The following is an 11,640-nucleotide window of genomic DNA, read 5'->3' on the forward strand; positions in this document are numbered from 1 at the left end:
GTCAAAGCTCCAAGATTGCTTCCATCAAGCGGTGGTCGTCTTCAAACTTCGCGGTGAGCGAGGCGCGGTCGGCGGCCGAGGCGTAGACGCGAAATCCTGCCTGGGCCTTAGCACGGAGATGGCCAGGGCGGTAGGCGGCGGTCAGGACTTCGATGTCCTCGTGGCCACCACCGCCCTGGGCGAGGTCGTACTCAATGCGGGCGTCGGGGATCTGAATACCATCATTCACAAACGGGAGATCGAAGCGCTGGGCGACCTCTTGTTTGATCTCGCCCATTTCACGTTCTGGCTCTGCGCGGCGAGCGGCGTAGATCGCCTTCTGCACTTCGGACTTCAGTTCAAAGTCGAGCTTCACCCGGAGATTCACGCCGCCCTTGTGCTTAATACGCTCGATTTCCTTTTGCCACGCGCGGTAAATCTGTGCATCATGTTCGACCTCTCGCGGCTTGACCAGCCCGGAGTAGAGCTTTTGATCCTGCGGCAGCCCTGCGGTGTGCTGCGCGACTTGCAGCCCCTCTCTGGTCAACGTGACGACCTCAATCCGCTCAACCCGCCCTCCACGGCCATCACGGCGGCCGTTGACGGTGTTGACTTCAACCAACCCGCGCTGCGCAAGAAATCGAAGATCGCGCTGAAGCCGGGAATGCTCCCCGCCATAGACTCTCTCGGCTAGGTCGCTTGTGGCGACAACGCGAAAGCGTCCGATGTCGGCAAGCGACCGGACCTCTTCTGGGCGTAGTGACAAACCAATCTCCTGCGGCGGAATCAGGTTGCGCCGCTCGCGGCGCTCCACCGGCTGCGCTTGGTCGTGCCAGCGATCCGGTTCACGGGCATCGCGCACAGGCTGCGGAGTGCGCTCCCGATCTTTCGGCGGACGTGGCAGGTTGAGCACGCGCCGGTTGGCCCTCATCTCTGCCAACTGGTCCAGGCGCTGCTCGATCGGTGATGGCTCCGGTGGCGGCGACGGACGGCGGTCCTCGGAGGTTCGCCGCCGCGGAATTTCGTCGGGGATTTCGAGCCGCATCAGTCTTTCTCCTCGTGCTGATCTGAACCGCCATCTTCAAAGTCGAGTGCTGGCTGCGTCGGCGGAACGGGCGGCTCTGGCTTGAGTTCTCCATGGATAATCGTGATGTCGTACTCGGAGGCGTCGCCGAAAGACTCCATCTGACGCTGCGCTGCCTCGCGAGCCCGGCGCACGCGCGCAACATGGTCCATGGAGTAGTCCATGTAAGGCTCTTCGTCTTCGCTTCGGGGCCTGGGCCGCTTAGGGACCTGCGTTTCCGATGAGTCGGCTTTAGTCTTTTCCGAATCGCGCGGTGATCTCTTCTGAGAGCTCCGAGTGTCCACTGTGTATCTCCTGGTCAAGGTGTTTGAGTTTGCGGCCGGTGTCGCGGAGGAAGAACTTGCGTTCGATCCAGATGGCGACACCGAGGATGTTGGCGAAGAGCATCGCGCAGTAGATGGCGATGGCCTTCAGGTAGCTGTGGAAGATCAACGGGCGCCATGGGGTAAGGAAGCGCAACTCACCGCTGAGCCAGACGATCAGGGCGAGGAAGATCAGCGTGGCGACGAAGACGGCGTTGGCGAGCATCCGGCATTCTCCTTCCGTAACGAGCGCGACCAATGTCAAAGCAAATGGCGGAGAGCCTGGGCTCTCCGCAACGAGAGGGTGAGCGGGTTAGGCGGCGGATTCGGCCGCCGGCGGAACCGGATGTTCGAGCTTGTGGACCACGTCGGCGCGGACTTCCCAGCGGCGGAGCTTCTTACCATCGGATTCGTACTCCGAGCTGCGCAGTTCGCCGGTGACCTCGACGTAGTCGCCCTTCAGGAGCGGCTTGGCGAACTCGGCCACTTTTCCGAAGGCAACGATGTGGTGCCACTCGGTGGTCGAGACCCAATCTTCGTTCTGCTTGTCGTAGTAGCTCGACTGGGTGGCCAGCGAGAATACGGCGAAGGTGTTGCCGTTGGCGGTTGGCTTGGTCTGGGCGTCTTTGCCGACGAAGCCCTTGAGCTGGATGTTGTTTTCGTAGAGTGCCATGATCTTTTCCTCCGTTTGGTTTGGCCCGAATCTCACTCGGGACACCCATTGCGCGAAGCGAGCGAAGTGTGCCCTGCTCCCAAGGCAAGGGGCAGGTTTACTGGAGCGGGGACCCGCGCCATGCCGTGGGGGAGGAGTCCGGAAAACCGAAGACCCGCCGACGCCGGGCGCAGGTTGAGCACCGAGCGGGTGACCGAGAGAGTGACAGGACACAAGCTGGAGGAATGGCACCGTCATTTCGAAATATCCGGGCCAAGTGCACAGCAAAGAGCAGTCCAGACTCCACAGCGGCGTTCATCGTCAGTTCCCGAAAGCCTGGTCCTCGTGGACATAGCTGATAACGAGACCAAGCGGATTGGTGAGCAACATCTGGTTGGGCACCTCGTCGCGGAAGGCGTAGACGATGTTTGCCGTCCAGCGCTCACGGCGCTGCTCCTCCTGGTCGCCGGGTGAGTGGAAGACCTTCTCGAATTCAACGTGGGCACGGTACGGAGCCTGCCGCGTATCCTCCAGCACGACGGCCTTGATCTCGATGTCCACGTTTGCCGTGCCGGGATCGAGCAGGAAGCTTTCGAGCGTCTTCGCCTTGTTGACCCGCGACAAGGTCGCCGACTGCAATTCATTGGAGAAGAAGCTCAGCGACTCGGAGAAATCTCGATGTAGCGTCGAGTGATTCCGCGCGTAGTAGAGGCTCGCCCAGCGGGCAAGATAGTATTTGCTGACCCGCTCGACCGGGACTTTTGAGAAGTCGGCGTAGTTCATGACCTCGCCGCGTCCGGCGTCCGAAATCGAGACAACGAGTGGCTTGAGATGCGTCGCCGCCGTCTGGGCGCGGAAGAGCAGGAAGAGCGAGACCAGGGCGACGATGGCCAGCACCAGGATTGCAACCTTCAGATAGGTGTTCGTCACCACGGGCTCGGCGTAGAGTTCGAGAAATTTGTGAGCAGCTTCGGTAGCGGGCAGTGGTTCATGTGTCATATGTATTTACCCCAATGGACTCACCCAGGAGCCGGAGCGGCCGCCGAAGATCGACGCCGTCAGCTCGGGAATCTTGAGAAGGCCAAAGACGCAGACCGCGAGCGTCACAAACAGCGCCGGCAGCAGCGTGAAGGCGTTCGAGAGAGTGATCGGACCGATCACCGCGAGCATCGCGAGCAGCACCTTCGAGAAGATGAAGATGAAGGCCGAAGCCACGACCTGATAGAAGCTGAAACCGAGAAAGGCCTTCAGCCATCCCCAGAAGAGGAAGTCGAGTTTGGGCACGATGAAGAACGGAATGAAGATCGGTCCCAGCAGAACGCAGACGGCCGCGGCCACATACCCGTAGGCGACAACCGCAAACGCTACGGCCTGGGTCGCGGCCAACGTCAGGGTAACCACCAGAAAGGTCAGCTCCTCGTGGAAGCTGAATATACCCGGCGGCGAGCCGAGCTGTTCTTCGGCGCTGGTGATGGCATCGGCAATCGCCTGCGTCTGGTTCGACTCGATCTGCGCCGACAGATGCAGCGCCTCCTGGGTGATCAGGTCGCTGAAGCTGTAGCTGGTGCCGGGAATCGCCGACGAATAATAAGTCAGCATTCCCAGCCCGAAGGAGATCACCAGCAGCAGGTCGGCGAACTTGACGAAGTGGAAGCCGCCACCGTGTCCCTGGCTGGCGGACAATGCCGACTTCACGCCAAGCCAGACGATCAGGATGACCGCGAACCCACGGAACATGTTTAGTCCCGTGGACTCGATGGCCGCGCTGTTCGTCGCAAGCAGCTGCGAAATCGCTTGCGCGAGATAGGTGAATGGATTCTGTCCCATCTCGTCACCTTCCGTTGATGCTGAGCGAGATGGAGTGCACCGAATCGCTCACTCCGGTTGCCGTCTTCTGCGTGAGCGCCGGGAAGTTCTGCTGGAAGTAGATCGCGTTGTTGATGGCCCGGTTCTGGGCATCGATCTGCTGCTTTTGCACCACAAGCTGCTGCTGCACCGAGGCGGCAAGGATCTGGTTGGTGTCCTGCTGCGAATGAATCTGCAGCAACGTTGCCGAGTTGATCTTGCCGAGCAGGGCGTTCGAGGTCTGTTGAGCAGAGTCGGTCGAATAAGTGTCCGCCTCAAGATTCGAGAGTTTCAGCGAGAATGCCTGCGAGTTTGAGCGAATCGAGCCCAAGGTGGAAAGCGTACTCGTGGTCGTTCCCTGCGCCAGCTCCGAGGTGGCGTACTGGTTGGCAATCGTTGCCTGCGTCGAGGAATCGAGCGAGCTGTAGCTGCCGGCCGGGTACTTCAGCAACTGCACAATGGAGCTGTTATAGGCCGCAGAGGCCGAAGACGAGCCGCCGATGTTCAGGGCATTGACCCACGCTGAGGTCGTACCGTAGCTGTTCGGAGCCGATAGCGTCGTCCACTGCGAGAAGGTGGATTTGTAACGGGCCGCGAGATTCTGCGGCATCCGCGACATCTGATAGGCCAGATTGTAGGCGCTGATGATCTGGTCACGCGTCTGGGTGGCCGTGGTGTACATCTGCTGAAGTTGTTTGAATTCCTTGACGGCGTTGGCGTAGTTAGTGGAATCGAAGACCGCCCACTGCGCAAAGGAACTCTGGCTGGCGGTCATGACCGCCGCGAGGAAAATGAGGCAGCAAATCTTCCGGTAGTTCATCGTTCATGCTCCTTTCGCGATTTCTAGCGTTTGTGTTTCGAATGGGATGTGTGCGCGAGCGAATCACGCAGTCGCTGCTCGCCATTCACCTGCGGGTGGGCCGCAGAGGGCTTCGGCGCCGGGGGCGGAGCACTACAGCCTACGAGCAACAGGCAGGCGATGAGCAGCAGGAGAATGCGGGCCATCAGATATCACCCGGAACCGCATGGTTCTCGTAGGCCGGCAGGAGCATGTCCTGGGTGATGTATACCTTGACGCGGTGCCCCTCGCGAATCGTGATCGTGGGTGGAATGTTGATGAAGCGGTTAAGGACGTTGGCACTTGACTGCGACAGGCTCGACGCCACGCCGGACTTATAGGCTTCGCTGCCGGACTCGTTGTAGCCAGCGTTGCTGTTTGTGTTCTCGGCAGCCCCGGCAATCACGCCAAGAGCGATGGAGATGCCGAAGATCTGAAGATAGTGGTTGTTGACCTTGTCTTTAAGCCCGGAGTCACCGATCTGATCGAGACCGTGGAACTGGTCGAGATCGACCGAGTAGCCGTCAGGCATCAGCAGACGATGGAAGGTCACGGCCAGCCGCTTCTGGCCCAGGCCGGAGACCTTCTGCACGTCGCCAAGGATGAACGAGCCCTCGGGGATCAGCACATGCTGCCGGTCCCGGCTGTATACGGGATTGGTGACCATGACCTTGACCGGCCCGGCGAACTCGCCATCCAGCCGGTTCGCCAACACGGTGTCGATGGTCGTGCCCTCAAAGACCACGTAGGGCTGGCCGTGAGCGGCATTGACGTTGACCTCCGGAGCGGCAGTCGAAGCCGCCTGGGCTGATTGCAATGCATTGGCAGTTCGTGTTTCAGTGGCCCCGGAGTGTTCCGCCGATACCGCAGACGGACGGTCTGCGGCACTGTTCGGGCCGATCAGGTTAGAGGCAAAGCGTGCTTTGAAGGCAATCTCGCGCTCGGCGTCCGCCACCAGGTCGCGCTGGTGCTCCGCCGTTGCCACCGGTTGCAGTTGTGCTGCGACAGGCGCTGGCGACTGTTGCGATACAGCGCTCGTGGGAGCGGAAGTTGCGGCATTCTTCTGCGCCTGCTGCACCTGGCGCTGGTGGGCGTTGAGGTCCTGCTCCAACTCACGAATCTTGCGCTGGTTGGCTGCGTCCGACACAGCCACAGGCGCTGCCGGTGCCTCTTTCGTTGCTGGCTTCTGATGGTTCTTCGAGAACATCACCGCCAGCAGGATCAGCACGGCGAGTCCGGCGATGACGTATCCCTGTGCCTGCTTGGGTAAAGCCCCCTCGGGCTGCACGCGACGGTCACGGACCGTGGAAGGCGCAGATGCCGGTGTCTCGTCCTGCACTTCGGTTGGTTGTTTCTCTTCCTGGTTCGGCATTGCTACTCTCCCTTCCGATGAAACTCCAGACGATGCTTGCCGATCTCCAGATATCCGTGATCGACTACCGTGGGCAGGATGTACGTGCCGTACTTCAACTGAAAGCTGATGAGGTCAGGCTTGCCGTCCTTCACCTCATAGACAGAGAATTTCTCCGTGGCCGTGGACTTGATGTAGGTGAAGCGGTCGTCGTGATAAATCGCTGACACCTCAAACGGCTTCTCGTTGCGGAAGGCGTAATCGAACTTCAGCCCGCGCGTGGGATACTCCGAGCGGAATCGCTCGACCGCCTGCGTGGCGCGGCTTTGCGCCATCTGCGCCTGTGAGCGGGAGGCTTCCACTTCACCGGCAGGCACGAGCTTCGGCGCCCCAGTTGCCACAGCTAGAGAAGATTCGTCCGAGGGCTCGATGACGACCTTCAGGTCGGGTTCAGTCGATTCCACTTCGTCCAGGGTGAAGGAGTAAACCGAGCCCTTGTCGGTAATCAGGTTGAGGTTCGAATGAATGCCCGCCTTCGCCGGATGGAGAAAGCAGTAGCTACCAACGGTGTCAACGATCCAGAAGTCCTTGTCGCCGCTCGCGACTTCCAGAATCTTCTCCGTCGGTGGAAGCTGGATGAGCGTTGTGTAGCGCATCTTCGCCTTCACCGCGACGATGTCGTTGGTGTGGTACTTCACGATGCGTGCGCTCTGTTGGGCGAAGCTGCCCGCGGTGGCGAGCAGCAGCGTAAGCGAGAGAATCACGTGGTTCTTCATTGGTCACCTTTCGTTGGGTTGGGATAGTCCTGGGCCAGGCGCAACAGTCCCTGCTCCGCGCCGTATTTGGCGAAATACTCCTGCTTGCGCAGGTTGTCCTTTGCGTTGTTGGTGGCAATCCAGTAGGTCAGGGCATCGACCTCAAGGACCAGCTTCTTCGTCACACCCGGCTGCATGATCAAAAGCTCGCGCTTCGGGACCAGTGACTCCAGCAGCTCCATCTGCGTGTCGTTGAGCTGGAAGACCTCGCTGTACAGCCGGCGGTCGATATTGGGATTGGCGAGGAAAATCCGCGTCGGGCAGGACTCGTTGACGATGTTCAACATGTCCGAAGCTGCCAGCTCGACCAGCGACTGTGTGGCCAGGATCATCGCGGCATTCTTCTTACGCCAGGTCTTCTCTGCCCGGGTGATCCAATCGCGAATCGTCTTGTTCTTGAGGAAGATCCACGCCTCGTCGATCACAAAGGCCTTGAAGGTGCGGGTGTTCTCCGCGCGTTCGATCTCCGACGATGCCCTCTGCAGGACATAGAAGAGCAGAGGCTCCAGCACGTCTGGATACTCCGACCAGCCATCGAAGTTGAAGGTCTGGAAGCGCGCAAAGGAGAGCGTGTCCTCAACGTTGTCGAAGAGGTGCCCGAACTGACCGGCCTCGGTCCAGCGGTGCAACCGCTCACCAAGTGGGCCAAGGATCGAAGCGAAGTTCGTCAGCGTCCGAATCTCACGCGGCAGCTTGTAGACGCGCTCGATGGCCGTGAACAGGGTCTTCTCGTCGGCCGTCGTCAGCTCGTAACGGCCTCCGCCTTCGATCAACACCCGAAGAAACAGAAAGAGAAAGTTCAGGTTCTCTGGCGTCGGGTCGAGCGAAAACGGGTTGATCGAAAAGCCCGGGTTCTTCAGGCCGACGTTCAGGTAGCTACCGCCGAAGACCCGTGTCAACGCCTCGTAGCTCCCGCCAAGGTCGAAGATGAAGGTCAGAGGCTCGTACTTCTGCAGCGACTGCAAAAGGAACGACAGGGTGAAGCTCTTGCCGCTGCCTGTAGCGCCAAGTAAGAGCGTGTGCGCCACGTCGCCGGAATGAAGATTCAGGTAGTAGGGCGTGCCGTGTGTCGATTCCAGCACCGCCAGGTACTCCCGCTCCAGATGGTCGTTCCATCGCCGTCCCGTTTCCAGGGTGAACAGGAAGCTCAGGTCGGCGTAGTTCGAGTTCAGCGCCCACTGCTTGCGCAGATTGAACTGCCGGTTGCCGGGCACGGTGGCAAAGAACGCATTAAGCAGGTTGTAGCGTTCTTCATATAGAAGCCCGTCGTTCTGGGTGAAGAGCTTCTGAAATTCGGCCACTGCCTGATCGACCTTGGCACGCTCCTGGTGGTAGATGACTACGGAGAGTGTGAACTCGCCGAAATTCTTGCCCTCCATGCCCAGCGCCGTCAGCGCGCTGCCCAGCTCGGCAATCGCCGCCTCCTTCGAGTCGTCGACCAGCTCGTCATGCGGCCCAACGTTTTGCTTATCTTGGAGATTCGATACGAAGCTGGTCTTCGAGTTATGGTGATGCCGGCGGCGCGCGGCAATCTCTTTGCGCGCCCGTTCGTTGTCCACGGGGTGCCACTCGGTGACCACATGGAAGTTCGCTGGTACGTCGAGCAGACCGGCCAGCAGCAGCGGCCGGGTCTCGGCGGGTAGTTCCTTCAAGGTCAGAACGCGCACGTAGTCGTCATCGAGTTGCAGGTAGCCGCAGTGCGCTTCCAGCTCCGAATCGCAGACCTGCCAGTCAAGATGGCGCGCGCCCACGAGTGGCGCCGATTGGATTTTGGCGGGGCGGAGGTTCACGAGACGCCGGACAAGCCGGAAGGTCTCCTCCGCCCCTAGCAGCTCGACCTCGGTGAGGTCGCTAAGCTGCCCACTCAAGCTCTGTACCTTTTGTCGCAGCCGCTCGCGGTCACGTTCGATCTGCTCATAAATGAGTGTTCTCTCCTGTCCGCTCGAAAACAGCGCATGTAACTCGCCGAGCGATGCCAAGGGCTTTTTGGGGAGCTGCGCCAGCGCATGCAGCACGCCGCTCCTGGCGTAGTTGCCATCAATCATCACCACCCAGAAAATCTCAATCGAATACAGCCGCTCGGATTTCGACTGGAGGAAGGCCGCGCGCTGCTCGACCGTCGCCCGCACGAGTGGGTTGTCATAGCTGGCGTGCTGGATTTCCGGATAGTTGCGCTTGAACAGGATCTGGTAGAGCCGCGTAGTCTCATCCAGCGATCGGAACGCTGCCTCCAGACGCTTGACGGCATAGTCACGTCCGGAATGGTCGAGGCTTTCGTAATCGACGCCGCCGATCCGCAGTGCGCAGCCGAGGTCGCCTGATTTGGTCAGAAACGTATGTTCGTCCCAGAAGCCGAAGAGGTTGATCTGGGCGGCGAACGAGCCAGCCTCTTTCCAGTCCTTCGTGATGTTGCTAGTTCTGAACATTGCGTCTCACCGTGATCTTTGCCAGTCCCGGCTTCATCGGGTCGTAGCGGCGTCGGAACTTGCCGGAGTTGAACAGCACGCGAAGAATCTCCACATCGTGCTTGGTGGCAATGCGGGCGACGATCACCCCGACGACAAACAGCCCAATGCCGCCCACTAGCGAGTGCATCACCGAGAAGACCGCCCCGCCTGAGATGAGGGCGACGAAGAACAACCTTCGCTCCGCCCCCAGGATGGTCAGAGGGCGGTTCATCGTCTTGTAGACCTTGTTCACTCGTGACGCGCCCGCCGCCATCGCCGCCTCCTCCGCGTGTGTCGTTGTGTGTGCTCGCTACGTGGGAAAGAGCCAGGACATGAAGTTCACCGCGCCGATGGCCATGCCGACGCCGAAGACAATTCCGGCCAGCATCCGCTTCGACTGCCCCTCGCCGTAGGCGAACATCAGTCCGCCGACGACGATGGCCACCAAGCTCAGTCCTGTGGCGATAGTTCCTGTGAAGGCCGTCTTCAAGACGTTGACCGCGTTTTCCCAGGGGTCGCTCTGGGCGTGCAGAGGGAGTGAGGCCAAAAGAACGAGTGGGGGAAGGGTTAGCCTGCGCAGGCACGGCCAAGTTGGCTTGAATCGAACGAACATCTTGCACCTCGGTGTGGAATTTCCGAGGCAACGCCCCGGAGGAATTTCAGAGGCGAAGATAGAAGGGATTTGTGGTCGTCCGACGGAAAGTTCTTCCGTCAAAAAGACGAACTTTCCAGCCATCAGCTAACCGCTAGTTGCACCATGGGGTAGCGAGCAGAAAGGGGACAGGGAGATTACCCCGAGGGCGGAACTGGGCTGCGCTGAGTAACGCCGGTTGGCTCGATGGAGTTTTGCAGTAATTATTTACTGCATTTGCAGTATACTACTACTGCGATGCTATCTCTTCGTTCCGAGCTACGGCGCAAGGTGCTGACGTTCTTCTATATGAACCGGGAGGCGCGAGTCTATGTACGTCAACTTGCTGTCGCCCTTGATGTGGACTCAACCAACCTCTCCCGAGAGCTGGCTCGGTTGGCGCACGATGGCTTTTTGCAGGCGGAGACAGAGGGGCGGCAGCTCTACTACAGCATCAACCGGGCCTATCCTTTCCTGAAGCCGGTCTTTGCTCTGCTTCAGGGCTCGGTGGGCATTGAGCCTACCCTCAAGCGGGCGCTTGAGCCGGTTAGCGGAATTAGTTCGGCGTGGATTTTCGGCTCCTTCGCCAAAGGCGAGGCAGACGCTGCCAGCGATATCGACCTGCTGATCGTGGGTCAGCCCGACCAGGCGCTACTCTCGCGCGAGGTTCGCAAAGCCGAGAAGGTGTTGCACCGAGAAGTCAGCTACACTGTCTTCACTTCCGGTGAGTTGAAACGGCGGCTCGCCCGGCGCGACCCCTTTGTTACCGATATTTGGAGCGGCAAGCGGATTGGATTGATTCAGAATGGCGACGACCAAGAAACAAAAGATCGATCCTAAGCAAGTCAATCAATTCCTGGCCGATGCAGAAAAGAAGGCTGTTGCGGCTCGGAAGAACCTCGCGATTGATGAAGAAACCTCCTACCAGACAGCCTATCAAGCCGTCATAAAGGCATCGCTGGCCCTGATGTTAAGCTACGGGCAGCGTCCACGAGTGCAGCTCGGCCATCACATCGCCATTCTTGAGTTCGCCCAGAAACACCTTGATCCAACGCTTGCGCCCACCTTCGACCTCTTCGACCGGATGCGCCGCAAGCGCAACGACGCCTTTTACGACATCGCGCTCATCGGTGAAGTGGAGGCGGAAGAGGCCGTTCGGGCAGCGGAAGCGTATCTGCCAACGGTCGCCGAAGACATCCGCATGAGGCTTCACGGAACACCCGTGGCTAGGGTTGAATCAAAACGACCTGAAAAGAGATGAGTTTCCTGAATGCATGCCGACTTCAGGGGAGCAATCCTTGTCGGAGAGTGACTCGGCGATTTGTCATTGATCGACATTTTGCCGTTGCCGGCTGTCCTTGTTCTTCACATCCGCGATAGCGGACAAATACAAACGGAACGATGGAAGGGACGGAACGGAGAACTCCGGAGGATGGCAGGGTGCGAGTGGGGCGCGATGAGTGCCAAAGCGGGGTTCTGTTTGGCACGAAACCGGCGCTATCCGAAGCTCCCGTCCGAGCCGTGTAGCGGCGTACACCGGCGGCAGTCTGAAGTGGAAGGATACGCGAAGCTAGCCAGAATGGATGTTTTCGGCTTGGTTGTATCGGAGAAAGAGAGCTGCATAGGCATCGCCGTGTCACCCGCCATTGGCGGGCATGCCAATAACTTTAGTGCTTCGTAGCAAAAGCTGATGTGA

At 59.6% G+C, this 11,640-nt stretch carries 14 protein-coding genes; 2 read left to right on the top strand and 12 right to left on the bottom strand.

The window, feature by feature from the left end; genetic code table 11:
* Position 1: 1 nt before the first annotated feature.
* The 12 genes from AC6IZO_RS16565 to AC6IZO_RS16620 all read right to left on the bottom strand — a co-directional run bounded on the left by AC6IZO_RS16565 (position 2) and on the right by AC6IZO_RS16620 (position 10,049).
* Positions 2-1,024 carry a hypothetical protein gene (locus AC6IZO_RS16565; RefSeq protein ID WP_497806619.1) on the bottom strand — a complete coding sequence of 341 codons (1,023 nt, stop codon included), beginning with the start codon at positions 1,022-1,024 and terminating at the stop codon, positions 2-4.
* Complete coding sequence (locus AC6IZO_RS16570) at positions 1,024-1,227, bottom strand: hypothetical protein (RefSeq protein WP_497806621.1); 204 nt, start codon at positions 1,225-1,227, stop codon at positions 1,024-1,026. Before AC6IZO_RS16570 ends, AC6IZO_RS16565 begins: the two co-directional genes overlap by 1 nt.
* A 67-nt stretch (positions 1,228-1,294) precedes the next feature.
* Positions 1,295-1,591 carry a hypothetical protein gene (locus AC6IZO_RS16575; RefSeq protein WP_497806623.1) on the bottom strand — a complete coding sequence of 99 codons (297 nt, stop codon included), beginning with the start codon at positions 1,589-1,591 and terminating at the stop codon, positions 1,295-1,297.
* A gap of 87 nt (positions 1,592-1,678) precedes the next feature.
* A complete protein-coding gene (locus AC6IZO_RS16580) occupies positions 1,679-2,038 on the bottom strand; it encodes a single-stranded DNA-binding protein (protein WP_497806625.1) in 360 nt (119 codons plus the stop codon).
* 300 nt (positions 2,039-2,338) lie between these two features.
* The gene (locus AC6IZO_RS16585) at positions 2,339-3,016 is read right to left on the bottom strand and encodes a VirB8/TrbF family protein (RefSeq protein WP_497806627.1); all 678 of its coding nucleotides are present in this window, start codon (positions 3,014-3,016) and stop codon (positions 2,339-2,341) included.
* 6 nt (positions 3,017-3,022) lie between these two features.
* A complete protein-coding gene (locus AC6IZO_RS16590; RefSeq protein ID WP_497806629.1) occupies positions 3,023-3,844 on the bottom strand; it encodes a type IV secretion system protein in 822 nt (273 codons plus the stop codon).
* 4 nt (positions 3,845-3,848) lie between these two features.
* Positions 3,849-4,682 (bottom strand): hypothetical protein, encoded by an 834-nt coding sequence (locus AC6IZO_RS16595; protein WP_497806631.1) that lies wholly within the window; start codon positions 4,680-4,682, stop codon positions 3,849-3,851.
* Between the two features lie 184 nt (positions 4,683-4,866).
* A complete protein-coding gene (locus tag AC6IZO_RS16600) occupies positions 4,867-6,072 on the bottom strand; it encodes a TraB/TrbI/VirB10 family type IV secretion system protein (protein ID WP_497806633.1) in 1,206 nt (401 codons plus the stop codon).
* Positions 6,073-6,074: 2 nt separating this feature from the next.
* Positions 6,075-6,827, bottom strand: coding sequence for a TrbG/VirB9 family P-type conjugative transfer protein (locus AC6IZO_RS16605; RefSeq protein WP_497806635.1), 753 nt, complete (start codon positions 6,825-6,827; stop codon positions 6,075-6,077).
* A complete protein-coding gene (locus tag AC6IZO_RS16610; RefSeq protein ID WP_497806637.1) occupies positions 6,824-9,292 on the bottom strand; it encodes a VirB4 family type IV secretion system protein in 2,469 nt (822 codons plus the stop codon). Before AC6IZO_RS16610 ends, AC6IZO_RS16605 begins: the two co-directional genes overlap by 4 nt.
* Positions 9,279-9,587 carry a VirB3 family type IV secretion system protein gene (locus AC6IZO_RS16615; RefSeq protein ID WP_497806639.1) on the bottom strand — a complete coding sequence of 103 codons (309 nt, stop codon included), beginning with the start codon at positions 9,585-9,587 and terminating at the stop codon, positions 9,279-9,281. Before AC6IZO_RS16615 ends, AC6IZO_RS16610 begins: the two co-directional genes overlap by 14 nt.
* Before the next feature lie 36 nt (positions 9,588-9,623).
* The gene (locus AC6IZO_RS16620) at positions 9,624-10,049 is read right to left on the bottom strand and encodes a TrbC/VirB2 family protein (protein ID WP_497806641.1); all 426 of its coding nucleotides are present in this window, start codon (positions 10,047-10,049) and stop codon (positions 9,624-9,626) included.
* Positions 10,050-10,235: 186 nt separating this feature from the next.
* On the opposite strand from AC6IZO_RS16620, the gene AC6IZO_RS16625 reads away from it, so the two are divergent.
* Both AC6IZO_RS16625 and AC6IZO_RS16630 read left to right on the top strand, forming a co-directional pair.
* Positions 10,236-10,784: a nucleotidyltransferase domain-containing protein gene (locus AC6IZO_RS16625; protein ID WP_497806643.1), complete on the top strand. Its 549-nt coding sequence runs from the start codon at positions 10,236-10,238 to the stop codon at positions 10,782-10,784.
* Positions 10,750-11,205, top strand: a complete 456-nt coding sequence (locus AC6IZO_RS16630; RefSeq protein ID WP_497806645.1) for a hypothetical protein — start codon at positions 10,750-10,752, stop codon at positions 11,203-11,205. Before AC6IZO_RS16625 ends, AC6IZO_RS16630 begins: the two co-directional genes overlap by 35 nt.
* Positions 11,206-11,640: the final 435 nt, after the last annotated feature.

The organism is Oryzophilus luti (genome assembly GCF_059726245.1).

What these genes read in the sequence shown, in the direction of transcription:
- AC6IZO_RS16575 (WP_497806623.1), bottom strand. Translation starts at nt 1,591, where the DNA reads ATGCTCGCCAACGCCGTCTTCGTCGCCACGCTGATCTTCCTCGCCCTG.
- AC6IZO_RS16565 (WP_497806619.1), bottom strand. Translation starts at nt 1,024, where the DNA reads ATGCGGCTCGAAATCCCCGACGAAATTCCGCGGCGGCGAACCTCCGAG.
- AC6IZO_RS16595 (WP_497806631.1), bottom strand. Translation starts at nt 4,682, where the DNA reads ATGAACTACCGGAAGATTTGCTGCCTCATTTTCCTCGCGGCGGTCATG.
- AC6IZO_RS16570 (WP_497806621.1), bottom strand. Translation starts at nt 1,227, where the DNA reads ATGGACTACTCCATGGACCATGTTGCGCGCGTGCGCCGGGCTCGCGAG.
- AC6IZO_RS16590 (WP_497806629.1), bottom strand. Translation starts at nt 3,844, where the DNA reads ATGGGACAGAATCCATTCACCTATCTCGCGCAAGCGATTTCGCAGCTG.
- AC6IZO_RS16600 (WP_497806633.1), bottom strand. Translation starts at nt 6,072, where the DNA reads ATGCCGAACCAGGAAGAGAAACAACCAACCGAAGTGCAGGACGAGACA.
- AC6IZO_RS16620 (WP_497806641.1), bottom strand. Translation starts at nt 10,049, where the DNA reads ATGGCTGGAAAGTTCGTCTTTTTGACGGAAGAACTTTCCGTCGGACGA.
- AC6IZO_RS16585 (WP_497806627.1), bottom strand. Translation starts at nt 3,016, where the DNA reads ATGACACATGAACCACTGCCCGCTACCGAAGCTGCTCACAAATTTCTC.
- AC6IZO_RS16630 (WP_497806645.1), top strand. Translation starts at nt 10,750, where the DNA reads ATGGCGACGACCAAGAAACAAAAGATCGATCCTAAGCAAGTCAATCAA.
- AC6IZO_RS16580 (WP_497806625.1), bottom strand. Translation starts at nt 2,038, where the DNA reads ATGGCACTCTACGAAAACAACATCCAGCTCAAGGGCTTCGTCGGCAAA.
- AC6IZO_RS16615 (WP_497806639.1), bottom strand. Translation starts at nt 9,587, where the DNA reads ATGGCGGCGGGCGCGTCACGAGTGAACAAGGTCTACAAGACGATGAAC.
- AC6IZO_RS16610 (WP_497806637.1), bottom strand. Translation starts at nt 9,292, where the DNA reads ATGTTCAGAACTAGCAACATCACGAAGGACTGGAAAGAGGCTGGCTCG.
- AC6IZO_RS16605 (WP_497806635.1), bottom strand. Translation starts at nt 6,827, where the DNA reads ATGAAGAACCACGTGATTCTCTCGCTTACGCTGCTGCTCGCCACCGCG.